We start from the raw sequence: 22,451 nt of genomic DNA, 5'->3' as shown, positions 1-22,451 counted from the left end.
ATCAAAAAAAGCGGGTAACTTTCTCTGTCACCCGCTTATTATTCATTTTTAATTAAAAAATGCTTAATTTGAAAGCTAACTTGATACTTTTAAACCAATTAGCCCTGTAATAATCAAGGCAAGGCTTAATAAGCGAAACATATTCGCTGATTCCCCAAGAAAAATAATCCCAACAATTGCCGTACCCACTGCACCAATACCGGTCCAAATTGCATAAGCCGTGCCGACAGGTAAGCCACGCATTGCGTAAGCTAACAGACCCATACTCGCAATAATCGCAATAATGGTAATGATACTCGGTGTTAAACGTGTAAAACCGTGGGTATATTTTAAGCCAACAGCCCATACAACTTCTAATAAACCCGCAAATAAAAGGACGATCCAAGCCATAGCTGGTTGCTCCCGTTAAATACTCGGGGTCGTCCCCATATTTAAATGACGTTAATTCAGGTCGTCCTGAATACGTATGAAGTGAAAATTCATTATAAACATTCATGTAACAAGACTCAAGCAACGAAAAATAACAAATAAGCGCAAATCAGCAATAATATTTAACCTTTTTATACTGTTTTTTATGATTAAGCATCATAACCATCGCACTCAAAATTATACACAGGTAAAGTAGGTGTCTTATCTGGCAAGTTCATCGAGAAAACAGCATGAGTCTCAGAGACATCTTACTCGCCCTTTGTGTGGTGATTATTTGGGGAGTTAACTTCGTTATCATTAAGCTCGGGGTAACTGCACTTCCACCGTTATTATTAGGTGCCTTACGCTTCATGTTTGTGGCCTTTCCCGCTATTTTTATTTTTAAACGCCCTAAAATTCCATTCAAATTATTACTTCTCTATGGGCTAACAATTAGCTTTGGTCAATTCGCCTTCTTATTTTGTGCTATTCAAGTTGGTATGCCTGCGGGTATAACCTCTGTCATATTGCAATCCCAAGCTTTCTTTACCCTATTACTTGGCGCAATGATTTTAAAGGAATCATTACAGCCAACCCACTTTATTGGTATGTTTATCGCGATTGCAGGGCTGACGGTGTTAGCCAATGGTGCCACTGCCGGTGGGCTTGATGATATCCCATTACTCGGATTAGCATTCACTTTAATTGCTGGATTATCATGGGCTTGTGGTAATATCACTAATAGAATTATTATGAAACAGGAAGGCGCAGAGAAATGCAGCGCCCTATCTTTAGTCAGTTGGAGTGCTCTGATCCCAATTATTCCGTTTTTAATTAGTTCATGGATTTTAGAAGGTGAAGAAGCAATTATTGAAGGGCTATCTGGTTTTAATTGGTCGGTCTTTGGTGTCATTATCTATTTAGCTTATTTATCAACATTTGTTGGCTATGGGATCTGGGGTGTCTTACTCGGTCGCTATGAAGCGTGGCGTGTTGCTCCTTTTTCATTGTTAGTTCCCGTCTTCGGTTTAAGCAGTAGTGCATTATTTCTTGATGAGCACATTAATGGCGTACAAGTTGCTGGCCTTGTTTTAATCATGTTTGGCCTAATTACTACACTTTTTGGCAAAAAAATAATTCAAAAATTAAGACATACCTAGTTAACCAATTAATAATCGGAGGTTTTTTAACTTCCGATTATTTCCCCTACCTTTACCCATCCCTTCATCGATAAAAATACATCAATAGCCATTAATTTCAAAATAAATAATAAATAATAAATCAAGATAAAAAACCAATTCAATAGACAACCACTAGTTCAAAACCAAATAAAATCCAATAAATAATCCTAAATTAGTGATACTGGCTACAATTATGAAATTTATCTCAAATTTCAATTGGGTGTATCGGTTTAGCTACTTTTTCTTTGACTTAAGTATGGTTATACCTTTCTCAGTTTTACTTAAACAAATAACAAAAAGTAATCAACTGAACAGATGGGGATGGCTATGGGTAAACAATTAATATGGATTGTGCTCGCATTACTTGGTGCTTTTTCACTGGGTTACATCGCCTTAAATCGAGGTGAACAGATTAATGCCCTGTGGATCGTTGTTGCAGCCGTGTGTATTTATCTGATTGCATACCGATATTATGGGCTTTTTATTGCTAAAAAAGTACTCCAAGTTGATGCAACTCGTATGACACCAGCAATTCGTCATAACGATGGCTTAGACTACGTACCAACAGATAAAAAAGTATTATTTGGCCACCACTTTGCTGCCATCGCAGGTGCTGGCCCACTTGTCGGCCCTGTACTTGCGGCACAGATGGGGTATTTACCAGGCATGCTTTGGCTACTTGCCGGGGTTGTGCTAGCAGGGGCCGTACAAGACTTTATGGTGTTGTTTGTTTCAACACGTCGAGACGGCCGTTCACTGGGTGAATTAGTTAAAGAAGAAATGGGTAATACGGCAGGGGTTCTGGCTTTAATTGCTTGTTTTATGATTATGGTGATTATCTTAGCCGTACTCGCTATGATTGTCGTAAAAGCCCTCACTCATAGCCCATGGGGAACTTACACCGTTGCCTTTACTATTCCATTGGCGATTTTTATGGGTATTTATACCCGTTATATACGCCCAGGACGCATTGGTGAAGTTTCTATTATAGGGTTAGTTTTCCTCGTATTTGCAATTATCTCTGGGGGTTGGGTCGCTGAAAGCGAAACTTGGGCACCTTATTTTGACTATACTGGTGTTCAACTCACTTGGATGTTAGTGGGATATGGCTTTGTTGCCGCTGTACTTCCTGTTTGGCTGCTACTTGCCCCACGAGACTACCTATCAACCTTCTTAAAAATCGGTACTATTATTGGTTTGGCAATTGGTATTTTAATCCTCAATCCAAATCTACAAATGCCATCGCTGACCAAATATATTGATGGTACAGGCCCGGTTTGGGCAGGTGACTTGTTTCCATTCTTATTTATTACCATTGCTTGCGGTGCCGTTTCTGGCTTCCACGCACTGATATCATCGGGTACCACACCCAAAATGTTGGCGAATGAAAACCAAGCTTGCTTTATCGGCTATGGTGGCATGTTGATGGAATCTTTTGTAGCTATCATGGCGTTAGTCGCCGCTTGTGTGATTGACCCGGGTGTTTATTTCGCCATGAATAGCCCCATGGCAATGTTAGCCCCCGCAGGTACACAAGATGTAGTCGCTTCTGCTGCCCAAGTTGTCAGTAGTTGGGGCTTCCAGATCACCCCTGAACAGCTTAACAGCATTGCTAATGATGTGGGTGAAACCAGTATTATTTCACGTGCCGGAGGTGCTCCAACACTGGCTGTTGGGATGGCGTATATTCTCCACGGTGCCCTTGGCGGTCTAATGAATGTCGCCTTCTGGTATCACTTTGCCATCCTATTTGAAGCGTTGTTCATTTTAACCGCGGTGGATGCAGGAACTCGAGCGGCACGCTTTATGCTGCAAGATTTACTGGGTGTGGTTTCTCCATCCTTGAAACGTACCGATTCGTTACCCGCAAACTTGATAGCAACCGCGCTATGTGTGCTTGCTTGGGGTTATTTTCTTCACCAAGGTGTTGTCGACCCACTTGGCGGTATTAACACCTTATGGCCATTGTTTGGTATCGCGAACCAAATGTTAGCGGGTATGGCATTAATGCTGTGTGCTGTGGTACTGTTTAAAATGAAGCGCCAAAGATATGCATGGGTCGCTTTAGTCCCAACTGCATGGTTGTTAATCTGTACGATGACTGCAGGCTGGGAGAAAACTTTCAGTGAAGATGCCCGTGTTGGTTTCTTAGCTGTCGCAAATAAATTCCAAGCAATGATTGATAGCGGTAATATTCCAGTTCAATATACGGAATCTCAATTAACTCAGTTAATTTTCAATAACCGCTTAGATGCAGGATTAACTATTTTCTTTATGATTGTTGTGGTATTACTGGCTCTATTCTCCATCCGCACTGCGTTGAAGGCATTAAAATCCGACCAACCAACAGCGAATGAAGTACCATACGAAGCCATGCCAGCCAACTATGAAGAAATCGTGGCAAATACACGCCATCATTGATTTTCGCGGAAAAGCTTGTCACTGTTTAGGGCATATACTCTTTCTCCAAAATAATTCACGTTGGAGCAAGGCGGCAAAGAAGATAATCCCTAGGAGCATACTCCAGTATGTGACTAGGGTTAGCGAATAAAGCCAACGCAGCAATAGCGTGAAGTATGAAGGAGAAACTAGGAGCATACATAACAGTATGTGACTTGGGTAGCCGAGAGCAGCCAACACCGCTACAACACAAAGTATGACGAGGATTTATGTTTGGAGAACTGGGAAAAGCAGCCCGCTACCTAGGCCAAGCGGCAAAAATGATGGTCGGCGTCCCCGATTACGACAACTACGTCGCTCATATGCAAAAAACGCACCCTGACCAAACTCCCATGACCTATGAAGAGTTTTTTAAAGAGCGCCAAGATGCACGTTACGGTGGTAAAGGTGGGTTTAAGTGCTGTTAGGCCTTAAAAAATAGACAAAAAAAGCCGTGGCATTCGACCACGGCTTTTTATTTTTAACGATTCAGTATAGGATCAACCGTTATTTTACGCGTGAAACATACTCGCCAGAACGAGTATCAACACGGATCACTTCACCGATCTGAACAAACAGAGGAACCTTAACCACTGCGCCAGTGCTCAGTGTTGCAGGTTTACCGCCTGTACCTGCGGTATCACCTTTCAGGCCAGGGTCAGTATCAGTAATTTCTAACTCAACAAAGTTAGGTGGAGTGACCGCGATAGGACGGCCGTCCCACAGTGTTAAAATACATTCTGCTTGGTCAACTAACCATTTCGCGTTATCGCCAACGGTTTTTTCGTCCGCTGCTAACTGTTCGAAAGTTTCGTTGTTCATGAAATGCCAGAACTCACCGTCGTTATACAGGTAAGTTAAGTTCATATCCATGACATCTGCACCTTCAACAGAGTCAGTAGACTTAAATGTTTTTTCCAACAGTTTGTTAGAAATCAGTTTACGGATACGCACACGTGCGAACGCTTGACCTTTACCCGGTTTGACGAATTCACTTTCTAAAACGACACAAGGCTCGCCATCTAACATGATTTTAAGACCTGAGCGGAATTCATTGGTACTATAAGTAGCCATGGTGATCCTCTAATTTATAAACTAAAAATGGCATAGCCAAAAAATGGTCGATATTGTAACTCAAAATACCTCATCCAGAGAAGTCTGGATACAACAACTTGCAGAAGCAATCACTAATCCAGATGAATTGCTGCAAATACTTAACCTAGAAAATCACCTTTTATCAAAAGAAGGCAGTGAGGCACGTAAACTATTTCCTTTACGCGTTCCAATGCCCTTTATTTCCCGTATGAAGAAAGGCGATCCACTAGATCCTCTGTTATTGCAGGTATTAACCGCAAAAGCAGAGTTTGATATACATCCAGGTTTTTCTACTGACCCACTAGAAGAGCAGGATAATGAAATTCCAAGTTTACTGCATAAATACCACAACCGCGCATTACTGCTGGTAAAAGGTGGCTGTGCAGTCAACTGTCGCTACTGTTTTCGCCGGCATTTTCCTTATGAAGACAACAAAGGAAATAAAAATAACTGGTTGATGGCTGTGGATTATATAAAAAACCACACCGAACTCAATGAAATCATCTTCTCAGGTGGTGATCCATTGATGGCAAAAGACCATGAACTCGATTGGCTTATCAGCCAATTAGAGGCGATCCCACATATAAAACGCCTTAGAATTCATACTCGCTTGCCTGTAGTGATACCTGAACGTATCACTGAAACTCTCTGTAAACGCCTTGCTAGCTCAAGGTTACAAGTAATTATGGTGACACACGTTAACCATGCTAACGAAATCGACGAGTCATTCACCAATGCTATGCAAAAACTAAAGTTATCAGGTGTGACATTATTAAACCAAAGCGTATTACTGCGCCAAGTTAATGACAACGTGACAGCTCTGATGAATTTAAGTAATGCTCTGTTTGATGCAGGTATTTTACCTTATTACTTACATGTATTAGATAAAGTCCAAGGTGCCGCTCACTTTTTAGTGAGTGATACTGAAGCTAGACAATTAATACAGCAATTATTGAGTAAAGTCTCAGGGTACCTTGTACCTAAGCTCGCTCGGGAAATTGGGGGAGAGCCAAGTAAAACACTGCTTGACCTTAATTTAAGGCAGAACTAGAAAGCAAAACGCCCAAATCATCATTTGGGCGCTATGAATTCATTTTAGGGGCACTTATAAACTTGGCCAACCATTTTGCTATCTAATGGAATGAAGCTAGATAACACAGTTTCACTTGGGCTTGATGCACCAAAAATCACGTTACCGCCCATTGCCGCGGCTTTATTACGTAAATCATTTGCTGCGCTGCGCATTGAGCTAGATTCATTATTCACACCACTCAACCAGTTGCTTTGAGTCCCTGCAACCTGACCGAGAAGTTGGCAATCACTTCCTGGTTGATTCTCAACAAAACGAACTTGTGAGCCTGCCGCAGTCAAATTAGTTGTTGTTGAACAACCTGCTAAAAGCAATAATGCAGCAGCACCAAGCAAGACTTTAATTCGCATGTTTTCCCTCATTTTTTCATTGTGTTTTTGCAGCTGGTTTGAAAATCGCTTTAGTTTCAATAATCTATTAATTGAAATATCTAGGAGGTGATTAACATACAGCGCCATAATTGCCGCACATCACCAGCCGAATAGAGTTTACCACAAATTAACCAAGAACCTGCTCTATTCTTTACTAATTCAAACCATTTACCTTACGTTAAATATAACCTGTGAAGCAACATTGACGCAAAAATAAATCGTATAACGCATTAATTGTACATCGTTTCGAGGTATTACATTCATCAATAATTAATGGTTATATATTTATTAAAAACCAATAAAAAACCGGCACCGCTAGGAACACTAACGATACCGGTTTTGTGGTGGGTAGCCCTAACTGAGTTAGTAACTACTTAAGCTTGATGTCGCCAGCTGGCTTACATCATACCGCCCATTCCACCCATGCCGCCCATACCAGCAGCACCTAAGTCAGGTGCGTCTGATTTTGGCAGTTCAGTGATCATCGCTTCAGTGGTGATCATCAGACCTGCGATAGACGCTGCGAATTGCAGAGCAGAACGCGTTACTTTAGTTGGGTCTAAGATACCCATGTCGATCATGTCGCCGTAAGTATCAGTCGCCGCGTTGTAACCTTCGTTACCTTTTGCTGCTTTCACGTTGTTAACAACAACAGAGGCTTCTTCACCTGCGTTAGTAACGATTTGACGCATTGGCGCTTCCATCGCACGCAGAGCAACACGAATACCTACGTTTTGTTCTTCGTTTTCACCAGTCAGTGCTTCCAGTTTCGCTGCAACGCGAACCAGTGCAGTACCACCACCAGCAACAACACCTTCTTCAACCGCTGCGCGAGTTGCATGCAGAGCATCGTCAACACGAGCACGTTTTTCTTTCATTTCAACTTCAGTTGCTGCGCCCACTTTAATAACAGCAACACCGCCTGCTAATTTAGCAACGCGCTCTTGCAGTTTTTCACGGTCGTAGTCAGAAGAAGATTCTTCGATTTGTTGACGAATTTGTGCAACACGGCCCGCAATCGCAGATTCTTCACCCACACCATCAATGATAGTGGTAGTGTCTTTGTTAATAACAATACGTTTTGCTTGACCTAAATCTTCTAATGTCGCTTTTTCTAACTCCATACCGATCTCTTCAGAGATAACAGTACCGTTAGTCAGAATTGCGATATCTTGCAGCATGGCTTTACGACGGTCACCGAAGCCCGGTGCTTTAACCGCTGCAACTTTAACAATACCACGCATGGTGTTAACAACCAGAGTTGCCAGTGCTTCACCTTCAACATCTTCAGCGATGATTAACAGTGGTTTGCTTGCTTTAGCAACGCCTTCTAATACTGGCAGTAATTCACGGATGTTAGAGACTTTTTTGTCAACTAACAGGATGAATGGGTTTTCTAACTCAACAGCACCTGTTTCTGGTTTATTGATGAAGTAAGGAGACAAGTAACCGCGGTCAAATTGCATACCTTCAACCACATCCAGCTCGTCTTCCAGACCAGTACCTTCTTCAACCGTGATAACGCCTTCTTTACCGACTTTATCCATAGCTTCTGCAATTAATTTACCCACGGTTTCGTCGGAGTTTGCAGAAATAGTACCAACCTGTGCGATTGATTTAGTGTCTGAACAAGGAACAGACAAGGCTTTCAGTTCTTCAACTGCAGCAACAACTGCTTTATCGATACCGCGTTTCAGGTCCATTGGGTTCATACCCGCAGCAACCGCTTTTAAGCCTTCAGTAATGATAGCTTGAGCCAGTACAGTTGCAGTTGTTGTACCGTCACCTGCAGCGTCGTTAGCTTTAGAAGCAACTTCTTTCACCATTTGAGCGCCCATGTTTTCGAATTTGTCTTCTAATTCGATTTCACGTGCAACTGAAACACCATCTTTGGTGATAACTGGTGAACCAAAAGATTTATCTAAAACTACGTTACGGCCTTTAGGACCTAAAGTAACTTTTACTGCGTCTGCCAGAACATTCACACCACGAAGCATTTTCGTACGTGCATCACTACCAAATTTAACGTCTTTAGCTGCCATTATCTCTTTCCTTCAAATTCTTTTCGTTCGTTGAGAAGTTTTAAGTGAAAATTACGCTTCAACAATTGCCAGAATGTCACTTTCGGACATAATCAGAACTTCTTCATTGTCGATTTTTTCAGCTTTCACGCCATAACCATCGTTAAAAATTACGATATCGCCAACTTTCACATCCAGTGCTTTGATTTCACCATTTTCGAGGATGCGGCCGTTGCCAACAGCAAGAACTTCACCACGAGTTGATTTGCTTGCAGCAGTACCCGTCAGAACGATCCCGCCGGCAGATTTTGATTCAACTTCTTTACGCTTAACGATAACACGGTCATGCAATGGACGAATTTTCATTAATAGTTCTCCTATAAATAAAGTCCATACTAGGTAAAAGGACGATACCAGCATGTCTTAAATAAACTAGTACCATGTTTGAGCAGATTGGGGCGAAGAAGAGGGACTTCAAGGGGGGAGATAAAAAATTTTTCATTTTTATCTCCCCATAAATAGGGTGGTTTTATGGTTTAGGGCGTTCGTCTTTATCTGATGAATCTGTTTTATCTGAATTATCGATTGTAAAAGAAGGATCATCTTGCTTACGTTGGAATTCCCCCTCAAAAGTATCGCCACGTTGAAAGCCGCTATTTCCTGTTTGGTTAAAACCTGAACCCGGCTGGTAGAAACGAATATGAGGAATTAAGCGCATTACAATAAGCTTTTGAATTGGCGGAAGTAACAATAGTAAGCCAATAAAATCTGTAAAGAACCCCGGCACAATCAACAAGAAGCCCGCTAAAACCAATGCAACGCTCTTGATCATTTCAGCTGCTGGGCTTTCACCCGATGCTAACTTTTGTTGGATTTGTAGTACATTTTTCATACCTTGATTTTTAACGAGTGACACACCTAAACAGGATGTCAAAACGACCAAAATTAGCGTCATTAAAACACCAACTTCGGATGCAACCCGCACAAAAATCACGGATTCAATGTAAACGAGAATACATATCAGAATGAGTGGTAACCAGCGCACAAGTTCTCCTTTATTTCAATAAGCTATCGATTATTTTACGCCCCTAGGGAAACCTTTGTGAACTGCATCTAAGAGACAACTATCAATATTCGCTTTTTTCTTTAGTATAGCCATAATAATTGGGGCAGAGATAACGCTTTTCAACTCACAGATTTTTTTCATTAATGATACTTATCTGTGATGAATGTCACACAACGTGAAATCTGTTGCATAAATCAAACTATATAGTGATCTAGGTTCAAGGCAATAGATGATTAAAAGCATATCATCTACCCATAAATCAGTAGATCATAATGCTGACAACGTAGTAGACGGTGTTAATTGCTTGTAAAGTTTTACTTTGCAATATTAATCACCTGTGAATTTTGTTTTACGAAGTATAGATTTTTAAAGCGCATAAACGGACAGTAACTGTAATCTAATTAAGAAGGTTCTCATGTCAAACAATACTCGTATCGAAGAAGACCTGTTAGGTAAAAAAGAAGTTCCAGCTGATGCCTATTATGGTGTTCATACTCTGCGTGCGATTGAAAACTTTTATATCAGCGACCGCACTATTAACGATGTCCCAGAATTTATCCGCGGCATGGTTATGGTAAAAAAAGCGGCAGCTTTAGCCAACAAAGAACTGAAAACTATTCCTCGTAATATCGCAGAGACTATTATCAAAGCCTGTGACGTTGTGTTGAATGAAGGCAAATGCATGGATCAGTTCCCTGTTGACGTATTCCAAGGTGGTGCGGGCACATCACTGAACATGAATACCAATGAAGTACTGGCGAATATCGGTTTAGAGCTGATGGGTCACAAAAAAGGGGAATATGAATTCCTCAACCCAAATGATCACCTGAACAAAAGTCAATCCACTAACGATGCTTACCCTACTGGGTTCCGTATCGCAGTGTATAACTCAGTACTGAAGTTAATTGAATCTGTTGAATACCTGAGAAAAGGCTTTGAAGCTAAAGCTGAAGAATACAAAGACATTCTGAAAATGGGCCGTACCCAGTTGCAGGATGCTGTTCCAATGACCGTCGGCCAAGAATTCCATGCTTTCGCTACTCTCTTAAAAGAAGAAGAGAAAAACTTAAAACGCAGCATCGAATTACTGCTCGAAGTTAACTTAGGCGCTACTGCTATCGGTACAGGCTTGAATACTGCACCTGGTTACTCAGAGCTTGCCGTTAAAAAATTAGCTGAAGTGACTGGTTTACCATGCGTTCCTGCAGAAGACTTAATCGAAGCAACCTCTGACTGCGGCGCTTACATCACAGTTCACGCGGGCTTAAAACGTCTGGCAATGAAACTGTCTAAAATTTGTAACGACTTACGTCTGTTATCTTCCGGTCCTCGTGCAGGTCTGAAAGAAATCAATTTACCTGAGTTACAAGCTGGTTCTTCTATCATGCCAGCAAAAGTTAACCCTGTAATTCCTGAAGTTGTTAACCAAGCTTGTTTCAAAGTTATTGGTAACGATATCTGCGTAACAATGGCTGCTGAAGCGGGTCAATTGCAATTAAACGTAATGGAACCAGCGATTGGCCAAGCGATGTTCGAATCCATCTCTTTAATGAGCAACGCATGTCGTAATCTGCAAGAAAAATGCATTAGCGGCATTACAGTAAACAAAGAAATCTGTGAAGCATTTGTATTTAACTCCATCGGTATCGTCACTTACTTAAACCCATTTATTGGCCACCATAATGGTGACATCGTGGGTAAAATTTGTGCTGAAACCGGTAAGAGCGTCCGCGAAGTTGTTTTAGAACGCGGTTTACTGACTGAAGCTGAACTGGATGATATTTTCTCTATTGAGAACTTAAAACACCCAGCTTATAAAGCAAAACGCTTTGATGACTAAAAATTTATGTTTATCATAAATAACACTTAAAAATAAAGGCACGCCTCTCAATAGAAAGCGTGCCTTTTTTGATTGATACACACACAAATAATTAACATAACAGTTTCATAATTTTAATTTTCATTTTGTCGAGGAGTAAACACTATGTTAGCCGTAGAATTTATTATTGTTCTGCTGGCCATCTTTTTGGGGGCCCGTTTAGGTGGGATAGGTATCGGCTTCGCCGGTGGCCTTGGGGTACTGGTACTCGCTGCTATTGGCGTAAAACCAGGAACCATTCCATTTGACGTTATCTCAATCATCATGGCTGTTATTGCCGCTATCTCTGCAATGCAAATTGCTGGAGGTCTGGACTATTTAGTTGCCCAAACCGAAAAATTACTGCGCCGCAATCCTAAATACATCACCATTCTTGCACCCATTGTTACCTACTTCCTGACACTTTTCGCAGGGACAGGTAATATCTCTTTAGCAACACTGCCTGTTATTGCAGAAGTTGCAAAAGAGCAAGGCGTAAAACCGTGCCGTCCATTATCAACTGCGGTTGTTGCTGCTCAGATAGGTATTACAGCATCACCAATTTCTGCTGCAGTGGTTTACATGGCATCCGTCATGGAAAACCCTGCAATGGTTGGTGCAGGTAACACAGTCAGTTACATCTCTCTCTTAAGTGTTCTATTACCTGCGACATTCCTTGCTATCATTTTGATGTCGTTCATCATCTCTTGGACTTTTAACTCTAAATTATCCGATGACCCTATCTACCAAAAACGTTTAGCTGAAGGTTTAGTTGAACTGCGTGGTAGCCAAGTAAAAGAAATCAAAGCCGGTGCTAAGTCTTCTGTACTGCTGTTCTTACTTGGGGTTGTTGGCGTTGTCTGTTATGCCATCATTAACAGCCCAAGCTTAGGGATTGTCGAAACCCCATTAATGAACACCACAAATGCTATTTTGATTATCATGCTGACTGTAGCGACATTAATCACTATTTTCTGTCGTGTTAATACTGATGCAATCTTGAACTCAAGTACCTTTAAAGCAGGTATGAGCGCATGTATTTGTATTTTAGGTGTTGCTTGGTTAGGTGATACTTTCGTACAGCATAACATTGACTGGATCAAAGAAACTGCTGGTGATTTAATCCATGAGCACTCTTGGATGTTAGCGGTAATTTTCTTCTTCTGCTCTGCTTTACTATACTCACAAGCCGCAACAGCAAAAGCATTGATGCCTATGGCATTAGCGCTGAATGTAAGCCCACTAACGGCTATCGCATCATTCTCTGCGGTTTCTGGCCTATTTATTCTGCCTACTTACCCAACACTGGTTGCAGCAGTACAAATGGATGATACAGGGACAACACGTATTGGCCGATTTGTCTTTAACCATCCATTCTTTATTCCAGGTACCATCGCTGTCGCATTAGCTGTTTCATTCGGCTTCTTATTCGGCGGTATGATCCTATAGTTTATATTAGTATCAATTAATATTATAAAGACCCGTGCAAATCGCACGGGTTTTCTATGCCTACATATAACATATTATTTTTGTTATTCTATACAAAGTCACGGAGGAAATTATAAAAATATAATAATCATTCAGATAAAAAACTAAGCCATTTATTAAAAATATATTTAAAATATATTGAACTCGGTTGTTAATAATTAAATTAAAATCAGAAATAAGTATTTTTCTAACAATATATCTATATTAATACTCTACATATAAGTGTAACAAACAATGACTATAATCATATAATGACAAGCTGCTTCATTCATTTCTTCAAAATCACAAATAGAAATATAAATTCAAAAATAAAGTAAAAATAAATAACCATCAAAACAAATCACTAATAAAGCGGAAGCAGACAAACAATAACACTAAAAAACCCCTCATCACACACGAATTGAGAGTACCAAAGATAGAAATCATCTATCAAAAATTTAAAATCAATCCGCCATAAATATTGGTAATAATTAACTGACCCTTGTTTAATAATATCCGAAAAGTCTGATAACTATCTTTTAATCACTCTGAGTGACACAAATTAAACATCACGAAACTTTAATAGAAAAATAACTTATTTGTTCAATATTTATATATTTGGAGGAGTAATGCTAAATACTCAAAGAAATGAAAATACAAATGTAACCGTTTATATTGGAAGCTTTTTAAAACACCGTAGAAAAGTGGTGGGCTTAACTGGCTCACAATTAGCTTCTCGCTTAAAAATTAGCCAACAACAAGTTTCTCGTTATGAAAGAGGTAAAAATGCGATTACGATCCAAGGTCTTTTAGATATTTTACAAGCTCTCGAATTACGAACACATGATATTGATGATTTTATGAAAAAAGTCTTTCAGTTTTATTATATCGATGCTGCATTAGAAGCTAAGTTGATCAACTAAGACCGATATAAATCCATGAAGTTCGTTTCAGGGGGGTTCTTCCCCCTCCTGTTTGCTTTAAACTCCCCCTCTTAATTTCCTATTTGATTTCGTTCTCCTTCGAAAACGACGACTCATAATAGCACTGCAAACCGCTATAATTCACAATTGAACATTGTTATGATGGATAAAAATCAGACATTATTGTGATGGAGTTAACAATGCCTATCCAACGCGAAATTATTTTGAGCCATGCGTTAAATCAATTGGAAATTCAAGGCTTATCCGCATCTACAGAGAATTTACTCAGTGAAATTGAATCTGATTTCTCTACTATTCGCCAGTTCTGGCCAGACGATGAGGCGCTTATTTATGATTGCTTACGCTATCATAGCCAGCAAATCGAAGTATGGCAGCGACAGACTTTGCTAGATGAGTCCCTAAGCCCACAGCAAAAATTAATGGCTCGCTACCAACAATTATCAGAAAAAGTCAGCCAAGGGCGTTTCCCTGGCTGTTTATTTATTTCTGCATGTAATTATTACCCAGATGCAGAGCACCCTATCCACCAATTAAGTCGCTTGCAAAAAGACAATTCGTTTCACTTCACTAAAAACCTATTAGAAGAGCTAGATATTGAAGACTCTGTATTGGTTGCTAACCAAATGGAACTAGTACTTGAAGGCTGTTTAAACCGTTTATTAGTACAAAGAGACATTCAAGATGTCGAGATTGCACAACACCTTTCTGAGGATATCCTAACAATCGCACTATGCCGTAAAAAAGGAGCGTTAAGTTAAAAAAACAACTAACGCATACTAAACACACACATTTTGCTGAAAAAGAAAACACTCAGTAAAAAAAAGTGGTTTTTTATTAAAAATGCATTGACGCAAACGGCTGAATACGGTTTAATGCGCCCCGTTGCCCGGATAGCTCAGTCGGTAGAGCAGGGGATTGAAAATCCCCGTGTCCTTGGTTCGATTCCGAGTCCGGGCACCACCTTATTATCAACAGACGTCAACCGACGTCTGTTTTTGTTTGTAAAGCCCGCTAAAATCAACACTCTCCCAAAGTTTCAACTCCACTGAATTCTACTCGATTCTACCCACATCAACCCCATTGTGCGGGTACAATTGCGGGTATACACTAGTTCGATAGAATTTTGTACCCATTTTATCTCTCAGGAAGCTCACTATGGCACTGACTGACGCTAAAATTCGGGCGGCTAAACCCGATGTGAAATCCTATAAATTAACCGATGGTGCAGGTCTGCACTTATTGGTTCACACTAATGGTTCTAAGTACTGGCGATTACGCTATCGCCACTTAGGTAAAGAGAAAACCTTAGCATTGGGTTTATACCCTGATGTCTCTTTATCAGAGGCGCGTTTAAAACGTGATGAAGCAAGAAAATTGATTGCTGACGGTATTGACCCGTGCGAACAAAAACGTGTGGCTAAAGCAGCTTCTGATGCTAATCTCTCTTTTGAAACCATCGCAAGACAATGGCATGCCAGCAATAAAAAATGGTCTGAATCACACAGTGAAAAGGTTTTAAAGAGTTTGGAGTCGCATGTCTTTCCTTATATTGGATTACGCGATATCACTACCCTCAAAACCCCTGACCTGCTTATTCCTATCCGTGCAGCAGAAAGTAAAGAGATTTATGAGATAGCTGCGCGTTTACAGCAACGTATTTCTGCTGTCATGCGTTATGCGGTGCAATCCGGTATTATTGGTTATAACCCTGCTATTGATACCGCAGGGGCTGTAACGACTGTACAACGCCAACATCGTCCAGCTCTTAACCTTGACCGTCTACCTGAACTCATTGCCCGTATCGATGCTTATAAAGGGCAACCCGTCACTCGCCTAGCTGTGATGTTAAATTTATTAGTGTTTATTAGGTCAAGCGAACTTCGTTATGCGCGTTGGTCTGAAATTGACTTCGATAAAGCCTTATGGACGATTCCTGCTCAGCGAAAGCCTATACCCGGCGTTAAATTCTCACACAGGGGCGCTAAAATGCGCACTCCGCATTTAGTTCCCCTTAGCCACCAAGCCATCACTATACTGAAAGAAATTTGGACATGGACGGGTGAACATGAATTGATCCTAACGGGCGCTCATAATCCCTTTAAACCCATGAGTGAAAATACAGTCAATAAAGCCTTACGTGTGATGGGCTATGATACGAAGACTGAAATTTGTGGACACGGTTTTAGAACGATGGCGTGTAGTTCATTAGTTGAATCAGGTTTATGGTCGAAGGATGCAGTAGAACGTCAGATGAGCCACCAAGAACGTAACTCAGTGAGGGCTGCTTATATTCATAAGGCAGAACATATAGACCAACGCCGATTAATGGTGCAATGGTGGGCTGATTATTTGGATGCTAATCGGGAACAAACTATTTCGCCATTCGACTTTGCCAAATTGAATAACCCAATGATTAATACCGGCGGTTAAAAATCAAATAAAAAACAGTTTAATTCTCTCATCTGGGGGCCTATTTGGGGGCCTCTGTATTCGATATAGACAAGAGCCCCCAAACAGTCTAAAAAGCACTATAAATTAAAATGTTAATCAAGATTAATCAACAAATTGCATCTATTTCTACGATTTGACTATGAGTACGATCTTACATGAAAAAGACTTTAACAGCGCTTGTATTGAAACACAGATGGCGCATAGCAATAAAAATGCGATACGTGGAACCTATAACCATGCGCAATATTTAGAAGGTAGACGAGAAATGATGCAGTGGTATGCCGACTATATCGATTCATTGAGAAATGGTGGCAATATTGTTCATGGGAATTTTAATCGTCAAAACGCATGATAACTAACCACGATTTATCGTAATACATCTCATTCAATAAAGAAGTTTTATCACTGAAAGCCTCTGTCCTCACGGACAGGGGCTTTTTTGCTTTTAAATCAACCTAAAAGGAAATTATCATGGAAAATTACATTCGTTGCCCGGCCTGCGATTCAACTCGCATTCGTGAACGTCATATCGGGAAAAAGACAGGAGCTGTTGCTGGTGGCGTATCAGGCGCACTAGCTGGAGCGTCTATCGGCTCTGCTGTTCCTGTTGTAGGGACGATTGCTGGTGCTGCGGTAGGCGCTCTATTTGGACGTTTAGTCGCTGGAGCTACTGCTGGGGCTGTGAGTGGTTCAGCTTTAGATGGCGTGGTATTTGATCGTTATGAATGTATCGAGTGTGAATATACATTTGATTGATAGCCATAAGTTAACGGAAACCCCTGATGGGGTTTCGTTAAAGGATGGTACTTATCTGATGGTTATTTTTGTATTAACCTGCTTCCATATCAAGATATTCTTTTATGAGTTTGCATAGATCAGTATACCCTTTTTCATAGGATGTATTTTTCCAGCCGTACCACCATTCAGAGCGTCTAAAACTACCCATTAACGGATTTACAAGCGAAATAACATTTTCATTAAGCTTGTCTTGTCCAGTAAAATGCTTTCCAATACCAAAATAAACCGATGAGTTAGTTTTCTCAATTAGAATAGAAAAAGGATCTGATCCATTTTCGATCAAAACACCAGTCTTAGTTAATTCACCTTCCTTTCCTTCTTGGACATTCAATAGTGGAAAATCTTCTCTTAACGCAGAAGTCCATTTTTTAAAAATATCTTCTTTTTGCTGGGAAAGAATAGTATTTATTCGAGACTGAAGCTCGTTTACCTGCTTTAATTCACTTTCTAATTTTTCCACATTTTCAACAGAACAACCTTCTTTAAGATCAAATTGCTGATAAATAAACTCATTGATTTCATTATTCATTTTTTCGTCTCGAGGTCTTTTACAAAAACGGCCGTTAAGATGATCAATATACTGGCTATTGAAGCAGTAAAAATCATTGTCTTTATGCTTAATATTAGGAAGTACTGATGACTCTAACCATTCAATCAGCGTTGGATGATATGGAGCCACTTTGGTTTTCTCTTTGAAACTTTCAGCATAGGTTGAAAGGGTCGCATTTAAGTCTTTTTCAGCGTTCATACTCACTAGATAAAGTAGATGTATGTTCTCATCTATGTATCCTTTACCTTTACACTTATCAATATACCGCTTCAGTTGCTCTTGCTGGTCTACTGCATCATTGATTTTATTTTCTATGATGAGGCAGTTTTTTCCATCCTGAATCAAAATATCTATTCGATCTTCTTCTGGCTTAATTGATGTTTTTTCATGATTGAAAACAACATCATAATCAAGGAATGTGTTAATAAATGATTCCAGAAAGATATACTTTCCCTGCTCTTTAAAATTTAATATTTCAGAGAGAATAGCACTATGCCCATTTTCATTGATCCCAAGTACATCAATAAGATTAGCTGTACGTCGCTCAGGTTTATGATGTGACTTGATTTCATCAATACTCTTTATTATCGATAAAAAGCATTGGTATTTTTCGAATTTTCGTTGAAAAATAAATGCTGTAATAGCATTCTTTTTCTGTATCAAATCTAAAAAACGCTGACAATCACTATTCATACATCAACCTATCATCCTAACTGTTATTTATTCTCGGTTGAGACTAAACGCCACCACCAACGCCTTTGAATTTCTCAATAAACGTACTTATCTTTTGAAATACGGTTTGTTTCTTGGTTTTGTACTGAGGATTGAGTGGGCTTAGCTTAGGTAGTACTTCATTTAACTCCGTACCATTCTCTGTAGCGTACTCTCGTTTCAATGAGTTTTTGATATAGCGTTTTGCCGCCTCTACATTCAGGTTTTCTTCTGCAATCAGTTTCTCTGCTTCTTGCTGTTGCTCTTTTTGTGCAAAGGTAAAGAAGGCATCAATGATACTGGCTTTATCTGGCATCTCATCGAGATTGGTTTGGTTGATAAAATCGACCACCAGCTCTTCTTTGGCACGATTTCCTTAGCTCGAACGAATCAAACGTCTTACATCTTCTGTGAGTGATTCCTTGCTCTTCTTCTGCTTATTGTGCTCAAAGATAAGACCGAGGATATAATCGAGGTTAATCTCTTGGGATTTCAGGAGGTCAACTTCAAAAACGACATCATCCCATTCTACCGTTGCGTTATTTTTTTGATTCACTGCTCGCTCTTTTCGCTGCCAATCACGAATATCGTTATAGGCTGAACGATAATCCTGAATTTTACGGTCGTCTGGGTGTAGTGGTCAACAAAAATTGGTCACAGTTTTAGAGCTTTCCCAATATAATCGTTCTGATTCATTGGGCGTTAAGCCACCGTTATATTGATGCGGTCTAATCTGACTATAATACCCAATTGTTCCATAAAGTCTAAATCATGCCAAAAACATTTCATCATTTTGCTGAAAATAGCCTCATAGCGTGATGATTGAACTGACCCTAGTTTATTGGACAGGGGCTTTTTTCGTTTTAACCCACGCAAATTGAGATCATGATAGAAAGCATAACATCTTATCGGGATTGTAAGGCAACTCATTATCCTGCTCTAAAACGTCATTAATCATTTTTAAAGCGAGTTGCCTGTTTTTCAGCTGATTGGCTGCGTATTTTCATGAATGGAGATCACCCAATAACGGCGTTTTTCATGGTAATACGCAATTGGCTTTTTATATCAATATCATCTTCTAAAGGGAAATAGATCCCTTTATCAAAATATCGCCATTAATTAAATCACAATACATCAATAATAGGACACGAATATGCGTATAACAGCGACGGCTTCCCCATGCCTAAAATCGGGGATGATTTCTGTTTTTATTACGAATTTAGGTAAATATAACGAAGGTGAACTTGTTGGTGAGTGGCTTGAGCTTCCGGCAACCTCAAAAGAAATAGAACACTGTTTAATGCGGATTGGCATTGATGGTATTCACTATGAAGAGTATTTTTTGACCGACTATGAATCCTCCATTGATGGCCTTTCTTCTTACATTTCAGAATATAGCCTTTTAGATGAGTTGAACGAGTTAGCCACGCGATTAGCCATGTTATCGCCAGATGAAATTGACCTTTATCAGGCGGCAATTGAAATCGGTTCTTCAGCGAGTTCAATCCATGATTTAATTTATTTAGCGGATAATTTAGATTCTTTCCAGCAATTAGCGGGGGTCAATAATGAATATGATTTAGGTTATTACTGGATAGAAGAAAGTGGTTGTTATGATTTAGCCCAACTGGGTCATTTATCCCATTACTTTGACTATGAACGCTATGGACGTGATATTTGTCTTGAACAAGGCGGTATTTTTCACAGTGGAGGATATGTTTATCATACGGGTGGGTAGATAGGATAACAGAATGAGAGTCAAACCGCTTTCATCTCTTAAGGCGGGAAATAAAGAATGTCGTGGTACCCCAATGATATCCATAAGCTAGAACGTTAATCAAACTAAACTCTATTTTAAGCCATCTTCACGGATATCCGTGAAGATGGCTATTATGGTATTCTTTTTTTATTTAATTCAAACCATTAAATGGATATTTATCTTACTGCGGTGACAAACGTTGAGGGGTTGAGTTTATTGAGCTTACAAAACGCGAGTGTAGATAGTGAACTCGATTCAGATTGCTCGACAAGCGTTTTCCATTCTTGATTGATGCGTCATTTTCCCATTTTAAATCTCCTTATGGTCGGAGACTTGATCTTATTATTTGTGCTAGATGATTAGAATACGGGGTTTATGACGCGCTTACGATCCTGATGAATGGTAGTATTACTATAATAATGCTCGAACTGACCAAGGAAAAATGTGTTGTGGACGAACGCCTATAGAAATGTTATTGGATGGAAACGGATTTGGGCTGAAAAAAATTTAACCCAAATATAATCTGACAGACACCTGTACAAATAACTGGTAACTGTCAGATCGAGTCTGAACTAGTACATTTTAGGATCTATCAACAATCACTCTGACATGTTTCAAAATCGCATCACGCCATTTTTAGAAGCACGATGTGCAGAACTCGGTAAATATGTCCCTTTGGTATTCAAAGCATTCCACAGGCAGCCAGTCTTGAGCACAAATAATATGGCATCCATAGCTGCGCGGTTATCAACCCGTTTACGGTTAGTTCCGAGCGGATGATTTGTTTTGTATTCAGGGATAAGAGTTGTTATTTTTTCCGAGAGTTCATCACTAATCTGACAATAACGGCTTATCATACGTTCCCCCTCAGAAATTATCGTAACTAATTATATTATATAACAATTTCTTTTTGGATTGGCTCTTAAAGTAATAATTTGCATATTTTATCCATCAGCTCTTTGAGCTTTAGTGATAGTTTAACTTAATGTTTTATTCTCATTAATATTCTTTGTTTTATCTTCAAAGTGTTGTTTAAAAATTAAAACATCACTCATTTTTACCTTACCATGCCTATTTCTTTTAGGTAAAGGCAATCCTTCTAATTCACATGTAGTTCTATATAACATAGCTAAATATTCTGCTTTAACACCAATATATAGGGCAAAAGAATCTATATCAATATTCATATTTTAACCTAAGTAAAATAAATCTATTTATAGCCATTAGGGTTTTGCGATTGCCAACGCCAGCTATCGTTCACCATATCTTGCACGGAGTACTGAGCTTGCCAGCCTAAATCAGTAAAGGCTTTATTAGGGCTAGACCAGCACTCAGCAATATCACCGGGGCGGCGAGCAACTATTTTGTATTGGATCTGTTTGCTTGATGCCTTTTCGAAAGCAGCGATCATTTCTAATACACTAGTACCTTTACCCGTACCTAGGTTATAGATATGTAGGCCTGCTTGATGGCTGACATTATTTAATGCTGCAATATGACCGCTAGCTAAATCCATAACATGGATATAATCACGAACACCAGTACCATCTGGTGTTGGGTAGTCAGCGCCAAATACCATGACTTCTTTATGACGACCAACTGCTACTTGAGCGATATAAGGTGTTAGGTTATTTGGAATACCCTGTGGGTCTTCACCAATTAAACCTGATTGGTGTGCGCCAACGGGATTAAAGTAGCGTAGTAAAGTAACCGACCAATCGTTATGTGGAATATGCAGATCAGCAAGAATACACTCAACCATATATTTACTGGTGCCATATGGGTTGGTAGTACCACCGACTTTAGAGTCTTCGGTTAATGGTACTTCTTCTGGATCACCATACACAGTAGCCGATGAGCTAAAAATTAAGCTTTTGACGCCCGCTTTTTGCATACTGGCAAGTAATACTAACGTGCCATTGACGTTATTATCATAATACTCAATCGGTTTTTGAACGGATTCACCAACCGCTTTTAACCCAGCAAAGTGGATCACCGATGTGATTTGGTGCTCAGCAAAAATCGTATCCAGAATAGCGTTATCACGTACATCACCGGCATAGAAGACAGGTTTTTTACCTGTGATGGTTTCAATGCGGTTGAGTACTTCTGGGTTGGCATTACATAAATTATCTAAAATAATTGGCTGCATGCCTTGTTCAATCATCTGCACACAGGTATGGCTACCAATGTAGCCAAGACCGCCTGTGACTAAGACCTTTGTATGATTCATTTTAAATTC

At 39.8% G+C, this 22,451-nt stretch carries 21 protein-coding genes, 1 tRNA gene and 4 pseudogenes; 14 read left to right on the top strand and 12 right to left on the bottom strand.

The genetic code is table 11. From position 1 onward, the window contains the following. Positions 1–75: 75 nt before the first annotated feature. Positions 76–390 carry a quaternary ammonium compound efflux SMR transporter SugE gene (gene sugE / locus M1F25_RS04545; RefSeq protein WP_181489356.1) on the bottom strand — a complete coding sequence of 105 codons (315 nt, stop codon included), beginning with the start codon at positions 388–390 and terminating at the stop codon, positions 76–78. Positions 391–659: 269 nt separating this feature from the next. On the opposite strand from sugE, the gene M1F25_RS04540 reads away from it, so the two are divergent. The 3 genes from M1F25_RS04540 to M1F25_RS04530 all read left to right on the top strand — a co-directional run bounded on the left by M1F25_RS04540 (position 660) and on the right by M1F25_RS04530 (position 4,456). After that, positions 660–1,568 carry an EamA family transporter gene (locus M1F25_RS04540; RefSeq protein WP_004258651.1) on the top strand — a complete coding sequence of 303 codons (909 nt, stop codon included), beginning with the start codon at positions 660–662 and terminating at the stop codon, positions 1,566–1,568. 348 nt (positions 1,569–1,916) lie between these two features. Next, positions 1,917–4,010 carry a pyruvate/proton symporter CstA gene (gene cstA / locus M1F25_RS04535; protein WP_094961461.1) on the top strand — a complete coding sequence of 698 codons (2,094 nt, stop codon included), beginning with the start codon at positions 1,917–1,919 and terminating at the stop codon, positions 4,008–4,010. A 248-nt stretch (positions 4,011–4,258) separates the two neighbouring features. After that, complete coding sequence (locus M1F25_RS04530; protein WP_004258665.1) at positions 4,259–4,456, top strand: YbdD/YjiX family protein; 198 nt, start codon at positions 4,259–4,261, stop codon at positions 4,454–4,456. Between the two features lie 79 nt (positions 4,457–4,535). Here the strand turns inward: M1F25_RS04530 and efp are convergent, their stop codons facing one another. Continuing rightward, on the bottom strand, positions 4,536–5,102 hold the full coding sequence (efp, locus tag M1F25_RS04525; protein ID WP_004258667.1) for an elongation factor P: 567 nt from the start codon (positions 5,100–5,102) through the stop codon (positions 4,536–4,538). Positions 5,103–5,145: 43 nt separating this feature from the next. Between efp and epmB the strand changes: the two genes are divergently transcribed. Next, entirely contained in the window at positions 5,146–6,174 is a 1,029-nt protein-coding gene (gene epmB, locus M1F25_RS04520) for an EF-P beta-lysylation protein EpmB (protein WP_110591180.1), read from the top strand. Positions 6,175–6,218: 44 nt separating this feature from the next. On the opposite strand, the gene M1F25_RS04515 is transcribed toward epmB, so the two are convergent. The 4 genes from M1F25_RS04515 to M1F25_RS04500 all read right to left on the bottom strand — a co-directional run bounded on the left by M1F25_RS04515 (position 6,219) and on the right by M1F25_RS04500 (position 9,650). Next, positions 6,219–6,563 (bottom strand): DUF4156 domain-containing protein, encoded by a 345-nt coding sequence (locus M1F25_RS04515; RefSeq protein ID WP_004908089.1) that lies wholly within the window; start codon positions 6,561–6,563, stop codon positions 6,219–6,221. A 419-nt stretch (positions 6,564–6,982) separates the two neighbouring features. Continuing rightward, entirely contained in the window at positions 6,983–8,626 is a 1,644-nt protein-coding gene (gene groL, locus M1F25_RS04510) for a chaperonin GroEL (RefSeq protein ID WP_004258673.1), read from the bottom strand. Between the two features lie 51 nt (positions 8,627–8,677). Continuing rightward, positions 8,678–8,971 carry a co-chaperone GroES gene (locus M1F25_RS04505; RefSeq protein ID WP_004908085.1) on the bottom strand — a complete coding sequence of 98 codons (294 nt, stop codon included), beginning with the start codon at positions 8,969–8,971 and terminating at the stop codon, positions 8,678–8,680. A 163-nt stretch (positions 8,972–9,134) separates the two neighbouring features. Further along, positions 9,135–9,650, bottom strand: coding sequence for an FxsA family protein (locus M1F25_RS04500; RefSeq protein ID WP_036958041.1), 516 nt, complete (start codon positions 9,648–9,650; stop codon positions 9,135–9,137). Between the two features lie 436 nt (positions 9,651–10,086). On the opposite strand from M1F25_RS04500, the gene aspA reads away from it, so the two are divergent. From aspA to M1F25_RS04460, 8 genes and pseudogenes are all read left to right on the top strand, one after another. Then, on the top strand, positions 10,087–11,511 hold the full coding sequence (gene aspA, locus M1F25_RS04495) for an aspartate ammonia-lyase (RefSeq protein ID WP_004258700.1): 1,425 nt from the start codon (positions 10,087–10,089) through the stop codon (positions 11,509–11,511). A gap of 144 nt (positions 11,512–11,655) precedes the next feature. Beyond that, positions 11,656–12,978, top strand: a complete 1,323-nt coding sequence (locus M1F25_RS04490; protein ID WP_004258703.1) for an anaerobic C4-dicarboxylate transporter — start codon at positions 11,656–11,658, stop codon at positions 12,976–12,978. Positions 12,979–13,625: 647 nt separating this feature from the next. Next, positions 13,626–13,919: a helix-turn-helix domain-containing protein gene (locus tag M1F25_RS04485; protein ID WP_004258707.1), complete on the top strand. Its 294-nt coding sequence runs from the start codon at positions 13,626–13,628 to the stop codon at positions 13,917–13,919. 206 nt (positions 13,920–14,125) lie between these two features. After that, positions 14,126–14,698 carry a division control transcriptional repressor DicD gene (gene dicD, locus M1F25_RS04480; protein WP_409201109.1) on the top strand — a complete coding sequence of 191 codons (573 nt, stop codon included), beginning with the start codon at positions 14,126–14,128 and terminating at the stop codon, positions 14,696–14,698. Between the two features lie 126 nt (positions 14,699–14,824). Further along, positions 14,825–14,900: transfer RNA gene (locus tag M1F25_RS04475), tRNA-Phe, on the top strand. A 195-nt stretch (positions 14,901–15,095) separates the two neighbouring features. Beyond that, positions 15,096–16,370, top strand: coding sequence for a tyrosine-type recombinase/integrase (locus M1F25_RS04470; RefSeq protein ID WP_181488616.1), 1,275 nt, complete (start codon positions 15,096–15,098; stop codon positions 16,368–16,370). A gap of 157 nt (positions 16,371–16,527) precedes the next feature. Continuing rightward, a pseudogene (locus M1F25_RS04465) lies at positions 16,528–16,743 on the top strand (tyrosine-type recombinase/integrase); the annotation flags it as partial. 119 nt (positions 16,744–16,862) lie between these two features. Then, complete coding sequence (locus tag M1F25_RS04460) at positions 16,863–17,147, top strand: hypothetical protein (protein ID WP_008913927.1); 285 nt, start codon at positions 16,863–16,865, stop codon at positions 17,145–17,147. 73 nt (positions 17,148–17,220) lie between these two features. Here the strand turns inward: M1F25_RS04460 and M1F25_RS04455 are convergent, their stop codons facing one another. Next, positions 17,221–18,432 (bottom strand): PD-(D/E)XK nuclease family protein, encoded by a 1,212-nt coding sequence (locus tag M1F25_RS04455; protein WP_181488618.1) that lies wholly within the window; start codon positions 18,430–18,432, stop codon positions 17,221–17,223. 43 nt (positions 18,433–18,475) lie between these two features. Further along, positions 18,476–19,081 (bottom strand): annotated as a pseudogene (locus tag M1F25_RS04450) (type I restriction endonuclease subunit R, EcoR124 family); the annotation flags it as partial. A 522-nt stretch (positions 19,082–19,603) separates the two neighbouring features. Between M1F25_RS04450 and M1F25_RS04445 the strand changes: the two are divergent. Then, complete coding sequence (locus M1F25_RS04445) at positions 19,604–20,188, top strand: antirestriction protein ArdA (RefSeq protein WP_181488620.1); 585 nt, start codon at positions 19,604–19,606, stop codon at positions 20,186–20,188. Positions 20,189–20,385: 197 nt separating this feature from the next. Here M1F25_RS04445 and tnpA read toward each other — a convergent pair whose 3' ends face one another. Next, the gene (gene tnpA / locus M1F25_RS22450) at positions 20,386–20,502 is read right to left on the bottom strand and encodes an IS66 family insertion sequence element accessory protein TnpA (RefSeq protein ID WP_405127820.1); all 117 of its coding nucleotides are present in this window, start codon (positions 20,500–20,502) and stop codon (positions 20,386–20,388) included. A gap of 116 nt (positions 20,503–20,618) precedes the next feature. On the opposite strand from tnpA, the pseudogene M1F25_RS04440 reads away from it, so the two are divergent. Beyond that, positions 20,619–20,731 (top strand): annotated as a pseudogene (locus tag M1F25_RS04440) (IS481 family transposase); the annotation flags it as partial. A 99-nt stretch (positions 20,732–20,830) separates the two neighbouring features. Here M1F25_RS04440 and M1F25_RS04435 read toward each other — a convergent pair. The 3 genes and pseudogenes from M1F25_RS04435 to galE form a co-directional block, all read right to left on the bottom strand. Then, positions 20,831–21,066 (bottom strand): annotated as a pseudogene (locus M1F25_RS04435) (transposase); the annotation flags it as partial. Between the two features lie 120 nt (positions 21,067–21,186). Continuing rightward, a complete protein-coding gene (locus M1F25_RS04430; protein ID WP_064497187.1) occupies positions 21,187–21,396 on the bottom strand; it encodes a hypothetical protein in 210 nt (69 codons plus the stop codon). A 23-nt stretch (positions 21,397–21,419) separates the two neighbouring features. Beyond that, positions 21,420–22,442 carry a UDP-glucose 4-epimerase GalE gene (galE, locus tag M1F25_RS04425; RefSeq protein ID WP_181488622.1) on the bottom strand — a complete coding sequence of 341 codons (1,023 nt, stop codon included), beginning with the start codon at positions 22,440–22,442 and terminating at the stop codon, positions 21,420–21,422. Positions 22,443–22,451: the final 9 nt, after the last annotated feature.

Source organism: Providencia sp. PROV109 (genome assembly GCF_033681625.1).
Classification (GTDB): Bacteria; Pseudomonadota; Gammaproteobacteria; order Enterobacterales; family Enterobacteriaceae; genus Providencia; species Providencia hangzhouensis.
The sequence above is the reverse complement of the archived record's forward strand: the minus strand, read 5'-3'. Positions and strand labels throughout refer to the sequence as shown.